Below are 23,143 nucleotides of genomic sequence, written 5' to 3'. Positions count from 1 at the left end.
CCTGTTGCGTAAGTGCCGCCATTCGCTTTACTTACGGTTACCGTCACTTCACCGGTTGTTGGATCTTGCTCGAACTTAATCGTTGCTGTGTCTCCATCTTTCAACTGCGCTGGAACTTCTACGGCGTTTCCGTCTTTTGGTAGTTTGTTTTCTTCTGTAACTGTTCCTTTATTTGTTGTTTTTTGCGCTGGTAAATCATTATTAGTTAGAATTACTTTTCCATTATTAATAACTTTTTCACCAGCAACTCCTGGTAATGTCACTTTTGTTCCGTTTGGATAATTATAATTACCTTCCCCAACAACTGTTATCTCAACTGATCCAGTCTCAGGATTTTGCTTACCTACTGTAAATATTGGTACTTTACTTTCTTCTAGTGTTACTTCTTTTGCATCACTGCTATCTGAGTAGTTATCTATTTCTGTAGTTTCATTAGATTTTACTTTTGCTGTAACTGTTCCTACTGGAATTGGAGTTGATACATGAATTGTTGCTTTTCCTTCCGAATTTACTTTTCCGCTACCAATTTCATGATTATTCTTATCATATAAGATTGCTGTTAAATCAGTCCCTTTACTTGGATCTACCGTTACTTCTACATCAACTAGTGTATTTAAATTGGCTTTACCTTTTAAATTAGTTTGAATGATAGGTTTAGCAGGTTTTTGTACAATCGGTTTCCAAAGCGTTAATACATTTGGTTGTCCATCTCCATTGATATAATTATATTTAACAACTCCATCATTGCTAACTTCTAATTTTGTTAAATCTATCAATGGATGTGCTTCTCTAATTGCTTCTTTTACCTTTAGTATTTCTTCAGAACTTAAATGTTCCAGATCAACAACCGGAGTTTTCTTAACAGTATTAAACCCTACTACAGTTTCAGTTGCTACAGAACTAACAACATTATTCTTATGACTCTCTATATGAGTTTTAATAACCTCTCCTACATGGAATTTATCATCGTTTGCTAATGCAAACTCTAAATCTTCTCCATTTCCTGTCAGTCTATATTTTGCATCACTAGCATTAAATCCTGTAGCTATTTTTGTGAATACTACTTCGCGATTATTATGGTTTACATATATCTTATCTCCAACCTCAACTTTATTGTTAGCTATGATTGATACACTATTTTCTCCCTCGCGTGGGATATTGCTAATCGTCATCGGATTTACTTCTAACAACGGAACTTTCACTTCTTTTGTCGAAGTATCATCATAAGTTAACTGAACTGTGACAACTTTTTCCCCTTTCTCAGTTGTAATACTACCTTCATTCAATATTGCTTTATTATTTGGTACAGGCTCTCCTGTAGGATAGCTAATATGTTTAATAACTTCTCCACGTTGTTCTGCGGGTACTTTATCTCTTTCAGACTCATTTTTTGGCATTTTAATAGAAACTTCACCAATTTCTGGATGTGAAAGATTTGCTTTAGTTGTTGTTAATGGTACTCTTACTTCTTCACTTGAACCGTCTGGATATGTTACTGTAGCTGACACATAGTATCCTGCCGTATCTTTTTGTACACTACGATTCGTTACTGTTAATTGTAATTTAGGTGTATTTTTATCTATCTTCACTGTGCCCTTTTCAGCTGTAAATTTGAGTTTATTTTTTAGTGAAGCTATATCCTCTTCTGACAAGCTTGCCCCTGAAGCAGTAATATCTTTACTAATCAATTGTTTTTCCACTGTTGGCACATATTTTGTTGCTTGAGTAAGAACCTTAAATACTACACGTGTTGGATTCAATGGTGTATCACTTTGATTTCTTAACTCATTACCTGAAGCATCCGTTGCTACAGCATATCTTGTTACTATTGGGAATCCATTAGTCCAATTAGCTCCATTATTTGTTTTGTCAAGAACACCTGTAATCATAATATCTCTTGGTGAAGCTTTTTCTGTATTCGGTGTTCTAGTAAACTTCTCTGAATATGTCAATCCATAAGCTAATTCGTTTCCTTTATTATTCTTTTCTGAAAGTCTTGCTTCAATCAATTTTCCAGACTCGTCAGTAAATGTTCCTAATTTAAAATTGTTTCTTTCTGTTGGAGTTACATAAACTATACGCTCTCCATTCTCATCCACCGTTGTATTAGTTTCATCAAATGTAAATTTAGGTAGTACTCTTTCTCCTGCAAGCGTTGTTCTCGTATTTAAATTACTTTCTACGCTATCCGTTGTTACAGCTTTTGCTGTTATATCTGCGTTATCTTTAATTTCACGGTCTTTAATTGTAACAGTACCTAAAGCATGGTCAATTTCTACACCATCTGTTGGTTGTCCGCTTAGCGTCCATCTATCATTTACTTTTGTAGCTGTTACTGTTTGATTCGTAGGATTATCTTTATTTGCATTCGTATATTTGAATTCAAATTTATTAACTTGAGCCTCTTTTGCAGGAGTTATTATAACATCCCCATTAGTTTGCGCTTCGATTCTTGGAGCAGTTGGTCTCACCTTAACTGTTACATTAATTGTCTTAGATGGTCTTACTTGCGTTGCTCCTGGTTGTGCATCATTGCCTGATTGAGATACTGGTAAAGTAGCTTTTACTTTATAAGTTCTTACTCCCGGAGTATTTGTATCTATACTACCTACCCATTCGTAAGTTGTTCCTGCTGGTAATTCTTCCGAACCATCAACTTTTTTGACTGCAGCCTTGGCTTGATCAGTAGTTAGAGCATCTCCTTTATTCACTGTAACTCCATTACTGTCAGTAATATCAAACACTTTATGAACAACTCGCTCTGTATATTCTAGATTACCTGTTGTTGGACTATTTGTAAAACGACCATAGTTATACTTACCACCAAATGTATAACTTGTTGAACCTACTGAATCTTTTGAAAGAGCCGTTGAAAAATCATCTCCTCTTTTCTCAACATTATCACTTCCTTTATAAATCCAAGTCATTCCATCAGGAATAGTTCCTCCATTATGATAATAAAGTGATGAACCTCCACTACGTGCTGTATCTGGATTTTTAAAATCATAAAGCGTACGAGCAATTGGGAATGTATTTAAAACTTTATAAGTTAAAGTAACTTTTTGAGTTCTATTTTCTCCGAAATTAACAGTCGCTTCTACCGTTTTTGTCTCTTCTTTTCCATTTCTTATACTGTTAGTTTCGAGAGCAGCTGTGACAGTTGCACCTTGTGGTAAATCTTGAAGCGTATTACCCTCTCGAACTTGAATAAATGTCTTCAAGTCACCTGCAGAAATACTTTCCCCACGTACAACATTAATTGTCTGACGTGCAACTAGGTTATATCCAACTCTAAAGAAACCAAGACTTTGACCATCGCTATTATCTCCGTGACTCTTATTACCAGAAGCATCTGTTGTTTTTGCAAATACTTCATAAGTCGCCGGGTTAACTTCTTTTTTCAGACGTGTAATGACATCTGTTTTTTCAACTCCATTTTCTACAATGAGCGTTTTAGTGTTACCCGTTTTAACCCACATATTTAACTTGCTACGAACAGTATTACTAGTATCATTTGTCACATCATCTTTGTCGTAGTTATCTGTTACTTTGGCTAGGTTCTTGAATGATGTATTTTCAGCTAAACGATTTGCTTGATCACTTGTAGTTGATAAATTATTCGTAGTCGAACGAGTTACATCTGGCTTAGTTGGATCAACAGGTACAAAGTACACATTGATAACGTTGGTATTATTTTCTTTTGTATTGCCACGATCTTGTAATAACTGATCATTTGTATATTTCGGCATTAGATATAATTGTTGTTTTACAATTAGTGACGTACCATTTGCCTTTTTAACAACATTGTTGAAAGTAATAGCCTGTGCACCATTTGCAGCAGAAATTGTATCACTACCTAAAGTAGTTCCTACAATATTTCCATTATTGATATCTTTTCTGTTAACTGCCACAAGTTTATTAGCTGTATTATCAACTTGTACATTTCCTCCATAATTCGATGGATCAACTATATCTAGCATATTAACGCTACTATTGTTGTGATAGAAATACCCTGTTCTTCCATCACGGCGATAATTATCTCTGTTGCCTTCTCCATTAGCTTTATCAGTACCATGTACTACTGCTAATGAAGGTTGTCCAGTAGCTTTATTAGTTTTTGGAGTTGCTGTAAGTTTTTTCAAAATGTCGTTTGTGTTAATGATAGCATTCCTATCACCTGCTGTTGCATCAAATTTATAAATTAAACTCTTATGATCTGCACTCCATTCAAACCCAGGATCTGTTGGACGTATTTTACCTTCAGAGCCACTAGGGAATGAAATATCATAATCATCACGAATATGTGCAAATCTAGTAACCACACCTGTCTTAGGATCAATTTGCAGTTCTGCCACTTTGTTACCTCTTACAACCGCTGTGATTAAACCTGTTGCTGAAATATTAATATCATTAACACTCTTACCTTGTAGTACACCATTTTTATTTGCTTCCAAGATTGCATTTTTAATAGCATTTTTTTCAGCTTCTGATAGTACACCGTTTCTATTCAAATCTTGTACTTGTACGATTTTTTTACCTTCAGCTAGATTATTAAGCGCAACTCTTCCAGTTACCGTAGCACTATTACTATTATTCGAATTTACTGTATAAGAATTTGAATTTGAATTTCCTACTACTTTTACAACTGCATGAACTTGTTGCCCTTCTGTCAAATCTGCAGAAAAATCTCTAGCAGAAAACGTTGTTGAACCATTTCTCTCTGAAACAATCTTACTAGCTACTTTTCTGTCACCTTGATAAAGTTCAACCGTTACACTTGCTCCATTTTGAAGTTGTGAATCAGTAGGAAGACCACTTACAGTTACATCTGGTCTTCTCCCTGCTGTACCATAGAATTGTGCATCCGTTAATGTTGGAGCATTTGGACGAACGTTAAATTCAATCGTCCTTTCCAAGTAACCTCTTCTTGCTACTGGGCTAGTATCACCTGTTAGATCATTTGGGTTCGTTGGTAATTCTTTAGCCCTAGGATCATCAGGGAAATACGCTCTAGCCTTAACAGAGTGTTTACCAATCTTATCAAAAGAAACTGTTTCACTAAGATTTTTACCGTTTAAATAACGGAATTTCATGCCACTAGGGAAATAACTATCATTATGAACATTTTCTCCATCTGTTGTTCTTAAATAATTATTCGGATCTACACTATTTTCACCCAAACCTAAGACATCCGCACGAGTAGTAGCATTAACTTCTGTACCTCTATTTTCAAATTCTAAATCAACTACACGAACTTTAAACTTAACAAGTTTTTTGTTTCCATTGTCTACATTGTTATTTGAATCATCGGATACTTTTAAAGTTACAACACTAGTTCCTAGCCTTGCATCAGCTGCTACTCTACCGCGAACAGTATATTCGCCTTGTGCTTTTTCAGTCTTACCAGTTTCTGAAATGTTTACATTTTGATTTGCATTAATATCTTTATTGAACCATACTCCACGAGGAATACCATTATTATTTACATAACTGATGTTTATCTTACCTGTTGTCGCATTGTCATAGTATTTCAATGGTAATTCTAAAACTGCACCACGATATACAGTTACTGTAGGAAGATTGTTTTCATTATCTGATAATTCTACCTCTTTATTTCCATCCGTTCTGTTGATTAATTTCACTGTAGGCGGAACTCCGTCCGTTGCGGTTTTTCTATCCGATGCATCTGATTCGACTGTGCTATGACGAGTGTTATCATAGTCAATCCATGTACCTTCAACAACAGTTTTTACAACATAGTCCGCTTCTTCAATTTTAACATTATTAAAGGTCGCAACACCGTCAGCTCCAGCAGTGGCTGTCAGAGGTTGTCCATTTGTACCATTCACTACTGTCAGAGAACCATTAGCCTCACGTTTATATAACCTCATTTCAAAACCATTGGTTCCGTTACCAGCTTTAATATTTATGATTTTACCAGCTTGGCGCGTCAAATCGGTCGTTAGAGTCGGTTTCTTAGGCTTGGTAACAAAACTAAATTTCCCTCTATCATGAGAGCCATCATTAAATGAACGATTATAGAAGTATGTGTGCACGCCTGGTGTACCAATTGCATCAAAAGTTAATTCTTCTCTAGTAAGTGTTCTAAAAGTTCCATTAGCTTCTTTAAATAACGTGAATTGTTGCCCTTTAGCACCAGCTTGTGCCTTAGCGCCTTGTCCATTTGGAGCTTCATTAGGGATAAGTCTTCCAGCTTCATCATAATATACTCCATAAGAAGTCATATCTATGCCGTTATAGTCGGTCATTGCCTCAACGTCATTATACGTTAATACACCATTCACCTGTGGATTACCTTTTGAATCCCTAGCAAGCGGATCATTCATATAATCACGATGATTTATATAGGTAATTCCATTTTTTGTCTGTGTATAAGTGTTATGACCAGGAGCAAAAAGTGCGTTTACAGTATTTAAATCAATCTTAAAATAACCATTACCTACAATTTTAAATTTAAAGCTATCTGTAGCATCTTTTTCTCCAGGAGTTCTAGCATACCATTGGTTTACAAGGAAACGAGATTTATAGCTAGGTTTATCATCATCCGTTCTTTCTCCCTTCATCCCTACAGCATACGCCAATGTATTAATGTTATTATTCCCTGTAGTTTCAAAAGAAAGATGATACGTTTTCAAATCCTGATTTGGCTCAAAATAAAACAGTTTCCCCCTACTTTTTTCAATAATTCCAAATTTTTCTTCTGCTAATCTTGTTTCCTCTGGAGTTTCTAAGTGCTTTTTATAAGGATCTTGTCCCGTTATCCCTCCTCTATGAGATAGCGCTCTTAAATCCCCAGAATAATACTTTTTATTTACCGTACTATTCCCCGATTTATCAACTCGCGAATCTTGAGGGGTACCTTCTGTTACATTTTTAAACCCAGCTGCTCTAAGAGCTCCAGCGATAGTACCATCATTAGGAGAAGTCGCATATCCTCCTGTAGCACTCTTCCAAGATATATCCACGCTTCCTCTCTTCAAATTCTGGCCATTAGGTATTGTAAACCAGGCAACTGAATCACTTAAATCATATTTACTTCGATTAATATAAATATCCCATTTAAAGCCACTATCAGTAGGAGTCACATCAGCATAAATTTGATTTCTAGCTTCATCAACACGTCTATCAGCATTATCGATAGCATTAACCTGTCTTCTAGAATAGAATATATAAGTATACTTATCGTATGGTGAGTCTCCTTTTTTTCCATCTTCGAAGAAAGATTCTATTGAGTTAGTATAATTTACATTTCCTTCACGTACCGTACGCGTTGTTCTAGTCCGTCCTCTATTTCTACTAGGTAATTCTTCATCGCTACTACGCGGTTGAGAATTTATCATTTCATCTACGGAAGCTTGACTAGATTTATCCTTAAGTACACTTTCGATAATATCACGAGATTTCTTAAGATCGAGAACAGCAGCTTCAAAATCCTCTTGACTAATAGTTTCTCCCCGGCTAAATACCTCATTAAATTTATCATAAGCTTCTTTTGTTGCTTGAATCTTAGATTGATCTGCCCCAGCTTTTTCAAGAGTTTTATAAATAAATTCTAACTCATCTTTTAATTTGTAAACTCCATCACCTTCATTAGTATAGGTCGGTAATTCTTTCTTAACTTTCCCTTCTTTCACTATATACGATTCCTCAGATACAGTAATCGTTTTACTTTCGGTACCTGCAGATAATTCCGTGCTCTTTTTATTCAAAACAGCAGTTCTTTTATCTTCTACTATTTTATCTTTGACAGCCGGAGTATTTTTCTCATTATCTTTATCAGATATAGAATCCTGCTTAGAATTCAAGCTATTATCTTCTACTTCTTTTCCATTCTCTTTAGACTGGAGCTGACGTACCTGCTCTGTCATAGCTTGAACTCGACCCACTAAGGTTGCAACTGCCTCTTCAGATGCATTTTCGTCTCCAAGCAAACGTTTGCTTTCGTCAGTTAATTGAGAAATCTGACTAGCTAGACGTGACAACTTCCCATTATCTATCTTAGCAATCTCTGCTTGGAGGTCACTAAGAGCCTGATTAAGAGCAGACTTATCCACCAATTTATTAGTAACTACATCTTTCTCAGATCCTACTTCCTGTGATTTTTCTGAATGTCCCTCTGTAGGTGGAACTCCCTCAGTCAAACCAGTAACAGCAACCCCCACTTTTTCAGTGTTGGCTGTCGCGGGAGAGACGGGCATATCCGCCTTGGCTACTCCATTCGCAAAAAAGATGAGCGCCGCAATCGCGACACTAGCAGCACCAAAATGGTACTTTCTTATAGAATAACGGTAAAGTTTTTCACCATTATCATCACGCTTTTTACCAAACATAAGCATATCCTTTCATTGTTTCAACTGATTAGCTAAATAGCTTTGAAACATAATATCTCAAAAATATATTAATACTTTTACAATTCGAAATCAAGTATTTACATAAAGTTTATTTTTAAAAAAAATACTACAACAATCGTGTTTATGAGCATTTTTCAAGAATTATATATATATATATATATATGCAACGGTTATTATACTTATATTTCGGATACATAAACTATAAAATTTAATATAAATAAAAAAACAGATCTCACCTTTTACTTCGGAAAAATCTGTCATTATTTTATTTTAAATGGTCGACTGCCTATCCTTACATTTTATAGACAGCGGATTGATGAAAGCTTATTATTGGGTAAAGGGCTTGTTCCCGAAAAACTCCAACCACGGCTTGCGAACCTTGTCTTTGCTGGTTTCTCTGTATTTTTTTAATTCCAAGAATGCCATCTTGACTAGATGGTTTTCTTGACCGTTATTGGTGATGGTTAAAACCTCACCTGTCGTGTCCTCGCGCATACTAAAGCTATGGAAAGCTTGATCATCTTGGAAGTAGTTACTATCCACGATTGCGATAGCGTATACTGGTGCGATGTGTTTGTAACTTTGATGAGTATCACCTTCTCGTTGACGAATTTTTTCTAGGTTTTGATTGACCTGACTACACAGGTAAGCCCAGAGGCGATTGATGAAAAAATTCTGATGATGAACTTGAATTTCAATAATTACTTGCGTTCCATTATCTAGTTCAGCTAAGACATCAATACTGGTATAGAAATCCTGGGCCGAGTACGGCAGGGAAGGCAAGACATGAATATTGCTCCCCTCCAAAATGGTTACATTTTTGGCTGGTAAGTCCAGCATATCGCGGATAAATTGACAAGTGATTTCTGGATTGCTGAAAATTTTCTTAGCTACCAAATCATTGGTCGGGCTAATGCCCGGATGACGTAAAGTCATATTTCTTCTCCTTTCATTATACCATAGTTTTAAATCTAGGTTCACTAGATTCTATGGCTCTATCTATTTATTCGGAAAAAGTAGAGAGAATTAGGAGAAATTTATCTGAAAGCGATGGACGCCCACCATAGATATTATAAGCCCAATAAAAAACAAAAGAGCTAGCCTAAGCTAACTCTTATCCTATGCGGAGAGAGGGACTTGAACCCTCACGACCTAAAGCGGTCACAGGATCCTTAGTCCTGCGCGTCTGCCAATTCCGCCATCCCCGCGTCGATTACTTTACTAGTATATCAACTTTTGGGATGCTTGTCAACACTTTTTTCAAAATTTTTCATTTCATCAACCAAATTACTCTGAAATTTCATTTAGATTTTCATCTACCAACTTAGCTCCAAGTGTATTTTTGAAATGACCTAGGGCAAATTGGTGATTTTCAGGCCAGATGGAAGCAACAGCTGGTTGAACAATCTCGATGTCATATCCTAGATTATAGGCATCTATAGCTGTATGTAGGACACAGATATCCGTCAAGACACCTGTTAAGATAACGGTAGACACTCTCCGCTCTCTCAAACGGATATCCAGATCAGTCCCTGAAAAAGCTGAGTAATGGCGTTTATCCATCCAAAAGACACGACTGTCTGAACCATGCTCTTGATAAAAGGTCCCCAAATCTCCGTATAAATTCCGTCCACTAGTCCCAATCAAATTGTGAGGAGGAAACAGCTTGCTTTCTGGATGGAAACAGTCGTTTACTTCGTGAGCATCAATGGTAAAGAAGATGTAATCTCCTCGTTCAAAAGCAAGTCGAGTCACCTTGCTGATGGCATCCGAAATTGCCTGAGCTGGAGCGCCTGCTGTCAATTTTCCACTATCAGCAACAAAATCTTCTGTATAATCAATCGAAATTAAAGCCTTAGTCATTAGTAATCTCTTTTCTTCACTTCTTCAAAAATATCTGAAATCAAGACCTTAAGATAGGTTCCCTTCATTCCAAGTGAGCGACTTTCAATAATTCCCGCAGACTCAAGTTTACGAAGGGCATTGACAATCACAGAGCGGGTGATTCCAATACGGTCTGCAATCACGGACGCGGTTAACTGGCCTTCATTTCCATTTAATTCCCCTAAAATTGCTGAAACAGCACGGAGTTCTGAATAAGAAAGGGTGTTAACCGCCATGGTAACAGCAGTACGGCGACGGATATTTTTCTCATCTTCTTCACGTTGGAAATTAAGGAGTTGAATCCCAACAACAGTACTGGCAATCTCAACAAGGATCAAATCCTCGTCTTCGAATTTTTTATCATTGCGCCAAATAATCAAAGAACCAAGGCGAATCCCTGATACATGAATCGGTGCAATAGTCGTCAAACCATCTGGAAAGTCTGCACGACTCTCCACAGGGAAAATACTTAAATCATGATCAACCGTCAGATTGGCTTCTGTATCGTAGATCATGTTCGCACCTTGAATGTACTCATCCGGGAAAATCTTAGTTTGGAAGAACTGCTCTACACGATCTGTATTGGTTTTGTAACGCATGAAATAACCAAGGAGACGTCCCTTGCTATTGACGATACAGGCGTTACAGTCAATAATATCTGCCAATTGACGGGTAATCGCATTGTAGGGAAGTTCTTCCTGCAACTGCTCTTCTGAGCGCTTCAGGATAGAAGTAATTTTTCTAGTTTTTTCTAATAAATGTGCCATTTTTCACCTCGAATTTAATCGCTATCATTATAACATAAACAGCTTAAATTTTCAATTATTATCTGAAAATTGCTTATTTAATTGCAATTTGAAAAAACAAGAATATTTTTAATTAAATTGCTTCTTTTCTATTGACAAGCTCCCTATTTTTGTGTATTATAATATTACAAAAAGATAATATATATATTTTATTTATCTTTCTTTTTCCATTCGGTCTCCTTATATGAAAAAGCGATTCATTTTGAACCGCTTTTTCTTATTTATCGCCCTTATTACGAATAACAAAGCCTGTTTGCTTTTCACTTGAAGTATTGCGTGGTTTTTTATTATCCTTACGGTAACGTTTTTCCTTATCAAAACGATCATTGCCACGACTTCCTTTTTTGAAATCATCACGACGACCATTGCCACGGCGATCACGGTCTCGACGGTCGTCCCCACGACGGCCTCCACGACCTCCCTTACCTTTACCTCCGAAGCCATTACCTGATGGTTTAAACGGCAGTGGTTTTTCACGCGCAATCTCCACTTCAGGCAGACTATCTGGATCTTGAACAGTCAGACTCAAGATATACATTGCCAATTCTTCTGGAGTAAATTCAGCAGCTAGTTTACGAGCATCCTTGCCAAATTTCTCAAAATTGCTACGGATAGTCTCATCTGCAAAATCACGTTCGATTTTCTTGAGAGCTACCTGTTTTTTAGCTTGGAAGGCTTCTTCTGCACTTGCAGGTTTGAGACCTTTCATGCGTTTCTTGGTCAAGTTTTCAATGATTTGGAGGTAGCCCATTTCATTAGGTGATACGAAAGTAATAGATTGACCTGACTTACCAGCACGACCTGTACGACCGATACGGTGAACATAACTTTCAGGATCTTGTGGAATATCGTAGTTATAGACATGAGTCACACCTGAAATATCCAAGCCACGCGCTGCAACGTCTGTCGCAACCAAAACATCAAGATTCCCATTTTTAAAGTCACGAAGGACACGAAGACGTTTGTTTTGGTCCAAATCACCATGAATTCCTTCTGCACGGAAGCCACGAATTTTCAGACCACGAGTCAATTCATCCACACGGCGTTTGGTACGACCAAATACGATAGCAAGTTCTGGTTGTTCCACATCCATGAGACGAGTCATGGTGTCAAATTTTTCTTGTTCTTTGACTCGGATATAGTATTGGTCAACCAATTCTGTTGTCAATTCCTTAGCAGCAATCTTGACATGCTCAGGTTCCTTCATAAACTGAACACCGATACGTTTGATAGCATCTGGCATAGTCGCTGAGAAGAGTAGAGTTTGACGGTTTTCAGGAACACGAGAAATGATCGCTTCGATGTCTTCAAGGAAGCCCATGTTGAGCATTTCATCAGCTTCGTCAAGGATTAGGGTTTCAATGTCTTGTAATTTCAAGGCCTTGCGTTTAATCAAGTCCAAGAGGCGACCTGGAGTTCCCACCACGATATGGGCACCAGATTTAAGAGCCTTAATTTGTTTTTCGATGCTTGATCCACCATATACTGAGCGAACCTTGACTCCCTTACTGCGACCAAAGCGGAAAAGTTCTTCTTGACTTTGGACAGCTAATTCACGAGTTGGAGCGATGACCAAGGCCTGGATAGTCGCTTCTTCTGTACGGATTTTTTCAAGGGTTGGCAAGCCAAAGGCTGCAGTTTTTCCTGTACCAGTCTGAGCTTGACCGATAACGTCCTTACCTTCAAGAGCCAAGGGAATAGTTTGTTCTTGGATGGGACTGGCTTGTACAAATTCAGCTTTTTCAATCTCTGCTAGCAAATCAGCAGACAAGTTTAATTCATTAAATTTCACGTTATTCTTCTTTCTAAAGGTGGTGCGAAGCCACCCTATAGGGCTTAGTTTATACTTTTCTTTTTATGACGTATTTTCATATAACTAGATACAAAATCGTGTTGCTTCTTTTCCAAAAAAGAAAAGTACTGTTTTCTTTGCAACCTATCTAGTATAACACAAGACCAGAGCAAAAGATAGCCCAATCCGTCGATAAAGTCATGTAAACGATTTTTCTGAGAGAATAAAGTTAAACTTTCCACTATTTCATAAACTTTTTTAAAGCGTAGCAGAATTGTGCAAAAGTTTTTTTCTTGTGCTAGAATGTAATTCAAATAGGAGGAAGATAAATGTTAACATACGATTTAATTGTTATTGGATTTGGTAAAGCTGGTAAAACACTAGCAGGTAAATTGGCTTCAGCTGGCAAAAAAGTTGCCCTCGTTGAACGTAGCAAAGCTATGTACGGTGGAACTTGTATCAATATCGGTTGTATCCCAACTAAAACTTTGCTGGTTGCTGCTGAGAAAGACTTGCCTTTTGAAGAAGTCATTGCTACCAAAAACACTATCACTGGTCGCCTCAACGGTAAAAACTATGCTACTGTTGCTGGTACAGGCGTAGATATTTTTGATGCGGAAGCTCACTTCCTTTCAAATAAAGTCATCGAAATCCAAGCTGGTGATGAAAAGAAAGAACTGACTGCTGAAACAATCGTCATCAACACTGGTGCTGTTTCAAACGTCTTGCCAATCCCTGGACTTGCTACAAGCAAAAACGTCTTTGACTCAACAGGTATCCAAAACTTGGACAAATTGCCTGAAAACCTTGGAGTCCTTGGTGGTGGAAATATCGGTCTTGAATTTGCCGGCCTTTACAACAAACTTGGAAGTAAGGTCACAGTTCTAGATGCCTTGGATACTTTCCTTCCTCGTGCAGAACCTTCCATCGCAGCTCTTGCTAAACAATACATGGAAGAAGACGGTATTGAATTGCTTCAAAATATCCGTACTACTGAAATTAAAAATGACGGTGACCAAGTCCTTGTCGTAACTGAAAACGAAACTTACCGTTTCGATGCCCTTCTCTACGCAACTGGACGTAAACCAAACGTAGAACCACTTCAACTTGAAAATACAGATATTGAACTAACTGAACGTGGTGCTATTAAAGTAGACAAACATTGTCAAACAAACGTTCCTGGTGTCTTTGCAGTTGGAGATGTCAACGGTGGACTTCAATTTACTTACATTTCACTTGATGACTTCCGTGTTGTTTACAGCTACCTTGCTGGAGATGGCAGCTACACACTTGAAGACCGTCTCAATGTACCAAATACTATGTTCATCACACCTGCACTTTCACAAGTCGGTTTGACTGAAAGCCAAGCAGCTGATTTGAAACTTCCATACGCCGTTAAAGAAATTCCTGTTGCAGCAATGCCTCGTGGTCACGTAAATGGAGATCTTCGCGGAGCTTTCAAAGCTGTTGTTAATACTGAAACAAAAGAAATTCTTGGAGCAAGCATCTTCTCAGAAGGCTCTCAAGAAATCATCAACATCATCACTGTTGCTATGGACAACAAGATTCCTTACACTTACTTCACAAAACAAATCTTCACTCACCCAACCTTGGCTGAGAACTTAAATGACTTGTTTGCGATTTAAGTTCAAATCTCATCTTAACTAACAGCCCTCTTTGGGCTGTTTTTACTTCTGCGGAACCTCAAATCTGTCTTTTCCCTCTTTTATGATATAATAGAAACATGAAATTAAAAACTACTTTGGGCCTTCTTGCTGGGCGTTCTTCCCACTTCGTTTTAAGCCGTCTTGGACGTGGAAGTACGCTCCCAGGGAAAGTCGCCCTTCAATTTGATAAAGATATTTTACAAAACCTAGCTAAGAACTACGAGATTGTCGTGGTCACTGGGACCAACGGAAAAACCTTGACAACTGCCCTCACTGTCGGCATTTTAAAAGAGGTTTATGGTCAAGTTCTGACCAACCCAAGCGGTGCCAACATGATTACAGGGATTGCGACAACCTTCTTAACAGCCAAATCTTCTAAAACTGGGAAAAATATTGCCGTCCTAGAAATTGACGAGGCCAGTCTATCTCGTATCTGTGACTATATCCAGCCAAGCCTTTTTGTCATCACCAATATCTTCCGTGACCAGATGGACCGCTATGGTGAAATTTACACAACTTACAAGATGATTTTGGATGCCATTCGTAAGGTGCCTACGGCTACTGTTCTCCTTAATGGAGACAGTCCACTTTTCTACAAGCCAGCTATTCCAAATCCTGTAGAGTATTTTGGTTTTGACTTAGAGAAAGGACCAGCCCAGCTGGCTCACTATAATACCGAAGGGATTCTCTGTCCTGACTGTCAAGGTATCCTCAAATACGAACACAATACCTATGCAAACTTGGGTGCCTATATCTGTGAAAGCTGTGGATGTAAACGTCCTGATCTCGACTGTCGCTTGACAGAACTGGTTGAGTTGACCAACAATCGCTCTCGCTTTGTCATTGACGGCCAAGAATACGGTATTCAAATCGGTGGTCTCTACAATATCTACAACGCCCTGGCTGCGGTTGCCATCGCCCGTTTCCTCGGCGCAGATTCGCAACTCATCAAGCAAGGATTTGATAAGAGCCGTGCTGTCTTTGGACGCCAAGAAACCTTCCATATCGGTAACAAGGAATGTACCCTTATCTTAATTAAAAATCCAGTCGGTGCAACCCAAGCTATCGAAATGATTAAACTAGCTCCTTATCCATTTAGCCTCTCTGTCCTCCTCAATGCTAACTATGCGGATGGGATTGATACCAGCTGGATCTGGGATGCGGATTTTGAACAAATCACTGACATGGATATTCCTGAAATCAACGCTGGCGGTGTTCGTCATTCTGAAATCGCACGTCGTCTCCGAGTGACAGGCTATCCAGCCGAGAAAATCACTGAAACAAGTAGTCTGGAGCAAGTTCTTAAGACAATTGAAAACCAAGACTGCAAGCATGCCTACATCCTAGCTACCTATACTGCTATGCTGGAATTCCGCGAACTGCTGGCTAGTCGTCAGATTGTTAGAAAGGAGATGAACTAATGGTTTATACTTCACTTTCCTCAAAAGATGGCAATTACCCTTATCAGCTCAACATTGCCCACCTCTATGGAAACCTCATGAATACCTACGGGGACAATGGAAACATCCTCATGCTCAAGTATGTGGCTGAAAAGCTGGGAGCCCATGTGACGGTTGACATCGTTTCTCTCCATGATGACTTTGATGAAAATCACTACGACATTGCCTTTTTCGGTGGCGGTCAAGACTTTGAACAAAGTATCATTGCGGACGACCTACCTGCTAAAAAAGAGAGCATTGACAACTACATCCAAAACGACGGTGTGGTTCTCGCTATCTGCGGTGGTTTCCAACTATTGGGGCAATATTATATTGAAGCTTCAGGCAAACGCATCGAAGGGCTAGGGGTTATGGGCCACTACACGCTCAACCAGACCAATAACCGTTTTATCGGTGACATCAAGATTCACAATGAAGATTTCAATGAAACCTACTATGGATTTGAAAATCATCAGGGCCGTACCTTCCTCTCAGATGACCAAAAACCACTGGGACAGGTTGTCTATGGAAATGGAAATAACGAAGAAAAGGTCGGTGAAGGGGTTCATTATAAGAATGTCTTTGGTTCTTACTTCCACGGACCTATCCTCTCTCGTAATGCCAATCTAGCTTATCGCCTAGTCACTACTGCCCTCAAGAAGAAATACGGTCAGGACATCCAACTCCCTGCTTATGAAGATATTCTCAGCCAAGAAATCGCTGAAGAATATAGCGACGTCAAAAGCAAGGCTGACTTTTCTTAAACAAAGTAAAACTATATCAAAGAACTCCGTTATCTTGTCGGAGTTTTTTTGTCTTTTCTTTTACCCTTCTCCCTTGCATTTTCTCTCATTTTTTGCCAAAATAGAGGGGTAGAAAGAAGGTAGCATATGTCTAAATTACAACAAATCGTAACATATCTTGAATCAGAAAAACTAGACGTCGCTGTCGTATCTGACCCCGTCACAATCAATTACCTCACTGGCTTTTACAGTGATCCCCATGAACGTCAAATGTTCCTTTTTGTCCTAGCGGATCAGGAACCCCTCCTCTTTGTCCCAGCCCTTGAGGTTGAGCGTGCTACTAGCACAGTTTCCTTCCCAGTTGTGGGCTATGTGGATTCTGAAAATCCATGGCAAAAAATGAAACATGCTCTTCCACAACTTGACTTCAAACGTGTCGCTGTTGAGTTTGACAATCTCATCTTGACCAAATATCATGGCTTGAAAATAGTCTTTGAAACTGCTGAGTTTGAAAACCTCACACCTCGTATCCAACGCATGCGCCTCATCAAATCAGCTGACGAAGTGCAAAAAATGATGGTTGCAGGTCTCTATGCGGACAAGGCTGTTAATGTTGGTTTTGATAATATTTCTCTTGATAAGACAGAGACAGATATCATTGCTCAAATTGACTTTGCCATGAAACGTGAAGGCTATGAAATGAGCTTTGATACCATGGTCTTGACTGGTGATAATGCTGCAAATCCACACGGTATTCCAGCAGCTAATAAGGTTGAAAATGATGCTCTTCTCCTCTTTGACCTGGGTGTTCTAGTCAACGGCTATGCGTCAGATATGACTCGTACAGTCGCAGTCGGCAAACCTGACCAATTCAAGAAAGACATTTATAACTTGACTCTTGAAGCCCAACAAGCTGCTCTTGACTTTATCAAACCAGGTGTAACTGCCCATGAAGTGGACCGCGCTGCCCGCGAAGTCATTGAAAAAGCTGGTTACGGAGAATACTTCAACCACCGTCTCGGTCATGGTATCGGTATGGATGTCCACGAATTCCCATCCATCATGGAAGGAAACGACTTGGTCATCGAAGAAGGAATGTGCTTCTCTGTTGAACCAGGTATCTATATCCCTGGTAAAGTAGGTGTCCGTATCGAAGACTGTGGTGTTGTTACCAAGGATGGCTTTGACCTCTTTACAAGCACCAGCAAAGATTTGCTTTATTTTGATTAATATTCTTCAAAAATATTCCCACAATAAAACGCATAGTATCAAGTTTTCAACACCTGATACTATGCGTTTTTCTTATTTGAAAGACTTTTGACTCAGCCTCTTTACTTAATCTTCTTGATACTTTGACTAAGGATAAATCCTACAATCATCCCTACCATATTTTGCATGAAATTTGGTAGGATTTCTGGTAGAGCTGCAGCCCAGCCATTCATCAAAGTTGAACCCAAGGCATAGCCCCCTACCATGGCAATCGTTGCTAAGACAAGGCCTAACCACTGAGTTTTTCCTTTAAATCCTGCGAAAAATCCCTGCAAGCCATGGTTGACCAAGCTAAAGAACATCCACTGAGGATAGCCTGATAATAGGTCAATCAAGAAACCTGCTAATCCTCCGACTACAGCCCCTTCACGACTACCAAAGTAAAAGGCCGCAAAGAAGACACCCGCATCTAAAAGAGTTAGAATTCCTGTCGGTGTTGGAATTTTTAAGAAATAACCTAGAACTACAGAGAGTGCGGTTAATAGGGATACAAGGGCGATTTTAGTTGTTTTGGTTTGCTTCATATTGTCTTACTCCATACTGATCTGCTTGTGCAATGGCACGATAAACGAAAGCCTTAGAGCTTTCTACTGCTGGTAAAAGTTCATCACCTTTGACTAGGTGACTGGCAATGCTAGAGGCAAAGGTACATCCTGCACCAGCATTTTGCCCTTGGATAACGGGATTTTCTAAGACTGTAAAGGTTTGTCCGTCATAAAAGACATCCACAGCCTTGTCCTGACTAAGGCGATTGCCTCCCTTGATAATGACTGCTGGCGCTCCTAAGGCATGTAATTTCTGCGCTGCCGTTTTCATGTCTTCCAAGGTATTAATTTCCTGACCAGCCAATAATTCTGCTTCAGGAAGATTAGGAGTAATCACACTGACATGAGGGAAAAAGCGAATCAATTCTTGGCAGAGTTCACTAACTGCTACGTCGTGCGTTTCCTTGCAGACCAATACAGGATCCAATACCACAGGCACTCCTGGGCGCTGCTTGATAAAGTCCAATGCCTTCTCAGCCACACTGACAGTTGGTAGAAGACCAATCTTAATTCCCCCAAACTCCACATCACGCAAGCTATCTAATTCATGTTGAAAAATGACATCGTCAGTTGGAAAGACTTCAAAGCCCTTCTCGGTCAAGGCTGTCAAACAAGTCACTGCTACAAAGCCATGCAAGCCGTTCAAGGTATAGGTGGCCAAATCAGCTGACAAGCCACCACCACTAAAAATGTCATTTCCAGAAAGTGCTAAAATACGATTATTCTTCATAATGAATCTCCTTTAAATACAAACCATTTGGTGCTGCAGTGGGACCTGCAAGTTGCCTGTCCTTCTTCTCCAAGATCAGGTCAATCTGCTCTACTGGCATACGGTTATTTCCAATTTTGAGCAGTGTCCCCACCATATTGCGAATCTGCTTATACAAGAAACCATTTCCTGAAAAGGTAAAGGTCAAAAACTGACCTGTCTCTTCAACCCTGAGACTAGCTTCTGTAATGGTGCGAACCTTATCCTCCACACTGGTTCCAGAGGCTGTAAAACCTGTAAAATCATGTGTTCCCTCTAACTTTTTGATTGCCATCTGCATCCGTTCCACATCGAGTGGATAGGGAAAGTGAGTGGCATAGTGACGGCGCATAGGATTTTTGGGACGTCCTCTATCCACAATAAACTCATAGGTTTTGCTATGCTTATCATAACGACAATGAAAATCATCCGCCACGAGCTCAATCGAAATCACATCAATATCTTCAGGGGACTGGGTGTCCAAGGCAAAGCGAAGTTTTTCTTCATCCATTTGATAGGGCAAGTCAAAATGAATCACCTGTCCCAAAGCATGAACCCCACTATCAGTCCTACCAGCACCGTGAACAGTGATGGCTTGCCCCTTATTCAATCTAGTCAAGGTTTTTTCAATTTCTTCCTGAACACTACGCGCATGAGGCTGGCGCTGAAAACCAGCAAAGCCGTAACCGTCATAGGAAATAGTTGCTTTATATCTTGTCATAACTTCTATTTTATCAAGAAATTAATCTGTAGACAAGGTTCTAAAATAAATACTGTCTGGGTACAAAAAACTCAAAAGAAAAACTTAGGAAACCAATCCTAAGCTCTCTTTTGAAGTAGGTACATGACAAAGATAGAGGTTACAATCAACCAAGATCCTAAAATGGCAAAGACCAACATCCCATTGTGAGTCATCAAGCCAATCGCACCTAGAACAAATGGAGTCGTAAAGGCTCCGAAACTACAGCCTAAAACCGCAAATGAGGTTGCTTGATTGAGGAGTTTAGCTGGAATTCTTTCAGAGACAAGTTGAAAGACTGTCGTCAAGGCTACACTGTAGGCAAAACCAGCCAGAATACTCCCTGCCACTACAACCCACAAGGATGGAGACAAGGCAATCACAATTTGCCCTAAGCCAAAGGTAATACCTGACCATAGGAGCAGTTTCTCTTTAAAGATAGAAATCAAGAAAGAAAAACTCACACCAGCCACAATCCCGATTAACTGCATGACACTAAGAACAAAACTAGATAACTGGGCATCTCCCAGTCCTCTTTCCACCATCAAGCTTGGAATACGAATAGTAATAGCCGTATTGGTACAAACTACAACTGCCGCTTCTATAGCTAGGATAAAAATCAAGCCTTTCATTTCCCGAGTTAAGCGACTTGCTTCCTTCGTTTTTTTCTTGACTCCTTTCTTTTCTTTTCCATAAGGTACAAAGAGCAGATAAAGAGTCAGCACCAAAAATCCAGCACTATAGGCTAGGAAGGTAGCTGTCCAACCAAAAGCCAACAACTGTCCGACTGCCAAGGTAATGAGAGAGGCCCCTACGACCTCTGCAGAGCCACGTAGCCCTAGCATCTGAATTCGCGTTTTTCCTTGATAGCGTTCACTGATAATAGAAATGGCCTTGGCATTGATCATCCCAACACCTAAACCAAAAAGAATCCGTGTTCCAAAGACAAAGGGATAGGCTTGATACCAGAAGGGAGCCGTCCCGCTCAGTGATAAAATCAGCAAGCCCAAACTAATCTGTAAGCGCTCAGGAAATATTTTTTCTAAGAAACCATTTAGTAATAACATAATCATGATTCCAAAGGAAGGCAAGCTCGCCAAGAGCTCAATTTGTTCCTTAGGATAGCCTTGATAATAGTCAAACATAGCTGGCAGGGCACTCGAGATGGAAAAGGACGTAATCAAAACGAGGGAGAGAGCCAAAATACTGGCCCGTTCTAAAAATTGTTTCATGAAATCTCTTTCTATATTTCTCTTTAATCTTCTACTTTTTTGATAGTTATCAAACAAGCAAGAAAAGAAGAAGCCTCTTTAGTGTATAGACTCCTTCTTAAACTCGAAAATGAATCCCTCGTGTCTTAGGATAATTTTCTCTTGATTTGCTTGATAAAGTAGAAGATAAATCCTGCCACCATATAGGCAACAAAGATAATCAGACACCACTTGAACACGACATCCCAACCCTTGTTTACGTTCAAAAAGAAGTAAGGGAAGGGACTGACCTTAGAATTAGGAACATCAAGTTTCAGTACCAAGCCATTAAAAAGAGCAAAAATCATATACAGCAAGGGTAAAATCGTCCACACAATTGGATCCCAGATTTTGTATTGACCCTGTTTGTCAAAAAAGAGGGTATCCGCTAAAAACCAGAGGGGAACGATATAGTGGCAAAGGAAATTTTCTAGAGTATAGAAATTAGTCGCAATGGGCGCTAAAAGGAAATGGTAAATCACACAGGTAATCATGATACTCATAGTGACTCCACCTTTTAAGCGCAAGAGACTTAATCTTTGCCAGTTTTCACCTAAACGGCTCATAACCTTTAGGAGATAGAGCGTAAAAATCGCGACTAAAAGGTTGGACAGAACCGTATAATAGAGTAGCATCCCAAATCCACCATGCTTGGCGATTTCAAGATAAACTCCCGTAAAAGCCGCTAGAAACAAGAAGATACGGCTATAAAATACAAGTTTATAGTGTTTTGACATACTTAAATTTTCTTCACAAACTCTGATTTGAGTTTCATGGCACCAAAGCCATCAATTTTACAGTCGATATTGTGGTCGCCTTCTACGATGCGGATATTTTTCACGCGCGTCCCTTGTTTCAAATCTTTTGGCGCACCTTTTACCTTCAAGTCCTTGATGAGAGTTACTGTATCACCGTCAGCCAATTTATTTCCGTTGGCATCGATAGCAACAAGACCCTCTTCTACATCTGCAACTTCAGCAGGATTCCACTCATGAGCACACTCTGGGCAAACCAGTAGGGCACCGTCTTCGTAGACATACTCTGAGTTACATTTTGGGCAATTTGGTAGGTTGTTCATGGTTTCTCCTTATAATCATTCACTATTCTTTGAAAATCAAAATTTCTCGAACAGCAACTATTATACCTTAAAATCAGCATTTTGACAAATTTAGAAAAAAAACCGATATCAATCTATCGGCTTCTCTACATTTACATTCTTTTTTCAGCTTCTGCTTTGATTTTTTCAACTACTTCTTGAATGTTCAAACCAGTTGTATCAAGGTAAACCGCATCCTCTGCTTGTTTGAGAGGCGAAGTCTCACGATGACTATCCTTGTAGTCACGCGCAGCAATTTCCTCTTTTAGAGTTTCAAGGTCTGTTTCAATTCCCTTGGCAATATTTTCCTTGTAACGGCGCTCTGCTCTCTCATCGACTGAAGCTACTAGGAAAATTTTCAATTCTGCTTGTGGCAATACAACAGTTCCAATATCACGACCATCCATGACAATCCCACCTTGCTGGGCAATCTCTTGTTGGAGGGAAACTAGTTTCTCACGCACTTGAGGAATTGCTGCAATGGCTGAAACATGATTGGTCACTTCATTTTCACGGATAGGATGGGTAATATCCACATCCCCTACAAAGACAAGCTGTTCTCCAGTTTCTGAACGTCCAAAACTGATTGGATGCTGGTCCAACAAGGCTAGAAGTGCTTCGACTTGTTCAACTCCTAATTGGTTCTTGAGAGCCATGTAGGTCGCTGCACGATACATAGCACCTGTATCTAGGTAGGTATATCCAAAATCCTTGGCAATAATTTTTGCGACCGTACTCTTACCACTTGAAGCAGGGCCGTCAATAGCAATTTGAATTGTTTTCATATCAACTC

15 protein-coding genes, 1 tRNA gene and 1 pseudogene are annotated in these 23,143 nt (G+C 39.2%); 4 read left to right on the top strand and 13 right to left on the bottom strand.

Going from position 1 to position 23,143, the window contains the following annotated elements:
- The 6 genes and pseudogenes from KV696_RS05355 to cshA form a co-directional block, all read right to left on the bottom strand.
- On the bottom strand, positions 1 to 8,351 hold an 8,351-nt coding region (locus KV696_RS05355; RefSeq protein WP_219967053.1), incomplete at its 3' end, for a YSIRK-type signal peptide-containing protein.
- A gap of 351 nt (positions 8,352 to 8,702) precedes the next feature.
- Positions 8,703 to 9,308: pseudogene (locus KV696_RS05350) on the bottom strand (Rpn family recombination-promoting nuclease/putative transposase); the annotation flags it as partial.
- A 186-nt stretch (positions 9,309 to 9,494) separates the two neighbouring features.
- Positions 9,495 to 9,580: transfer RNA gene (locus tag KV696_RS05345), tRNA-Leu, on the bottom strand.
- A 79-nt stretch (positions 9,581 to 9,659) separates the two neighbouring features.
- Positions 9,660 to 10,235, bottom strand: coding sequence for a cysteine hydrolase family protein (locus tag KV696_RS05340; protein ID WP_219967052.1), 576 nt, complete (start codon positions 10,233 to 10,235; stop codon positions 9,660 to 9,662).
- Complete coding sequence (gene codY / locus KV696_RS05335) at positions 10,235 to 11,023, bottom strand: GTP-sensing pleiotropic transcriptional regulator CodY (protein WP_120718906.1); 789 nt, start codon at positions 11,021 to 11,023, stop codon at positions 10,235 to 10,237. Before codY ends, KV696_RS05340 begins: the two co-directional genes overlap by 1 nt.
- 256 nt (positions 11,024 to 11,279) lie before the next feature.
- A complete protein-coding gene (gene cshA, locus KV696_RS05330; protein ID WP_219967051.1) occupies positions 11,280 to 12,854 on the bottom strand; it encodes a degradosome RNA helicase CshA in 1,575 nt (524 codons plus the stop codon).
- Between the two features lie 329 nt (positions 12,855 to 13,183).
- Here cshA and KV696_RS05325 point away from each other — a divergent pair, with 329 nt between their 5' ends.
- The 4 genes from KV696_RS05325 to KV696_RS05310 all read left to right on the top strand — a co-directional run bounded on the left by KV696_RS05325 (position 13,184) and on the right by KV696_RS05310 (position 17,933).
- Complete coding sequence (locus tag KV696_RS05325; RefSeq protein WP_173876410.1) at positions 13,184 to 14,500, top strand: FAD-containing oxidoreductase; 1,317 nt, start codon at positions 13,184 to 13,186, stop codon at positions 14,498 to 14,500.
- Positions 14,501 to 14,598: 98 nt separating this feature from the next.
- Positions 14,599 to 15,942, top strand: coding sequence for a lipid II isoglutaminyl synthase subunit MurT (gene murT, locus KV696_RS05320; RefSeq protein WP_219967050.1), 1,344 nt, complete (start codon positions 14,599 to 14,601; stop codon positions 15,940 to 15,942).
- Positions 15,942 to 16,724, top strand: coding sequence for a lipid II isoglutaminyl synthase subunit GatD (gene gatD, locus KV696_RS05315; RefSeq protein ID WP_219967049.1), 783 nt, complete (start codon positions 15,942 to 15,944; stop codon positions 16,722 to 16,724). Before murT ends, gatD begins: the two co-directional genes overlap by 1 nt.
- 126 nt (positions 16,725 to 16,850) lie before the next feature.
- Positions 16,851 to 17,933, top strand: a complete 1,083-nt coding sequence (locus KV696_RS05310; protein WP_023945454.1) for a M24 family metallopeptidase — start codon at positions 16,851 to 16,853, stop codon at positions 17,931 to 17,933.
- A 101-nt stretch (positions 17,934 to 18,034) separates the two neighbouring features.
- Here KV696_RS05310 and KV696_RS05305 read toward each other — a convergent pair whose 3' ends face one another.
- The 7 genes from KV696_RS05305 to cmk form a co-directional block, all read right to left on the bottom strand.
- Positions 18,035 to 18,496: an ECF transporter S component gene (locus tag KV696_RS05305; RefSeq protein ID WP_023945456.1), complete on the bottom strand. Its 462-nt coding sequence runs from the start codon at positions 18,494 to 18,496 to the stop codon at positions 18,035 to 18,037.
- Positions 18,474 to 19,247 carry a bifunctional hydroxymethylpyrimidine kinase/phosphomethylpyrimidine kinase gene (locus KV696_RS05300; RefSeq protein WP_023945458.1) on the bottom strand — a complete coding sequence of 258 codons (774 nt, stop codon included), beginning with the start codon at positions 19,245 to 19,247 and terminating at the stop codon, positions 18,474 to 18,476. The genes KV696_RS05305 and KV696_RS05300 overlap by 23 nt, the downstream gene beginning before the upstream one ends.
- Positions 19,237 to 19,986 carry a tRNA pseudouridine(38-40) synthase TruA gene (gene truA / locus KV696_RS05295; RefSeq protein ID WP_023945460.1) on the bottom strand — a complete coding sequence of 250 codons (750 nt, stop codon included), beginning with the start codon at positions 19,984 to 19,986 and terminating at the stop codon, positions 19,237 to 19,239. Before truA ends, KV696_RS05300 begins: the two co-directional genes overlap by 11 nt.
- A 98-nt stretch (positions 19,987 to 20,084) precedes the next feature.
- Positions 20,085 to 21,236 (bottom strand): MFS transporter, encoded by a 1,152-nt coding sequence (locus tag KV696_RS05290; RefSeq protein ID WP_219967048.1) that lies wholly within the window; start codon positions 21,234 to 21,236, stop codon positions 20,085 to 20,087.
- Positions 21,237 to 21,361: 125 nt separating this feature from the next.
- Positions 21,362 to 21,991: a Pr6Pr family membrane protein gene (locus tag KV696_RS05285; RefSeq protein ID WP_219967047.1), complete on the bottom strand. Its 630-nt coding sequence runs from the start codon at positions 21,989 to 21,991 to the stop codon at positions 21,362 to 21,364.
- Between the two features lie 2 nt (positions 21,992 to 21,993).
- On the bottom strand, positions 21,994 to 22,332 hold the full coding sequence (locus tag KV696_RS05280; protein ID WP_001061584.1) for a zinc ribbon domain-containing protein YjdM: 339 nt from the start codon (positions 22,330 to 22,332) through the stop codon (positions 21,994 to 21,996).
- Between the two features lie 131 nt (positions 22,333 to 22,463).
- On the bottom strand, positions 22,464 to 23,135 hold the full coding sequence (cmk, locus tag KV696_RS05275; protein ID WP_049521194.1) for a (d)CMP kinase: 672 nt from the start codon (positions 23,133 to 23,135) through the stop codon (positions 22,464 to 22,466).
- Between the last annotated feature and the right edge of the window lie 8 nt (positions 23,136 to 23,143).

Source organism: Streptococcus humanilactis, assembly GCF_019448275.1.
In the GTDB taxonomy this organism is placed as follows: Bacteria; Bacillota; Bacilli; order Lactobacillales; family Streptococcaceae; genus Streptococcus; species Streptococcus humanilactis.
Note: the sequence above shows the minus strand (reverse complement) of the source record. Positions and strands in the feature narration are given on the sequence as shown.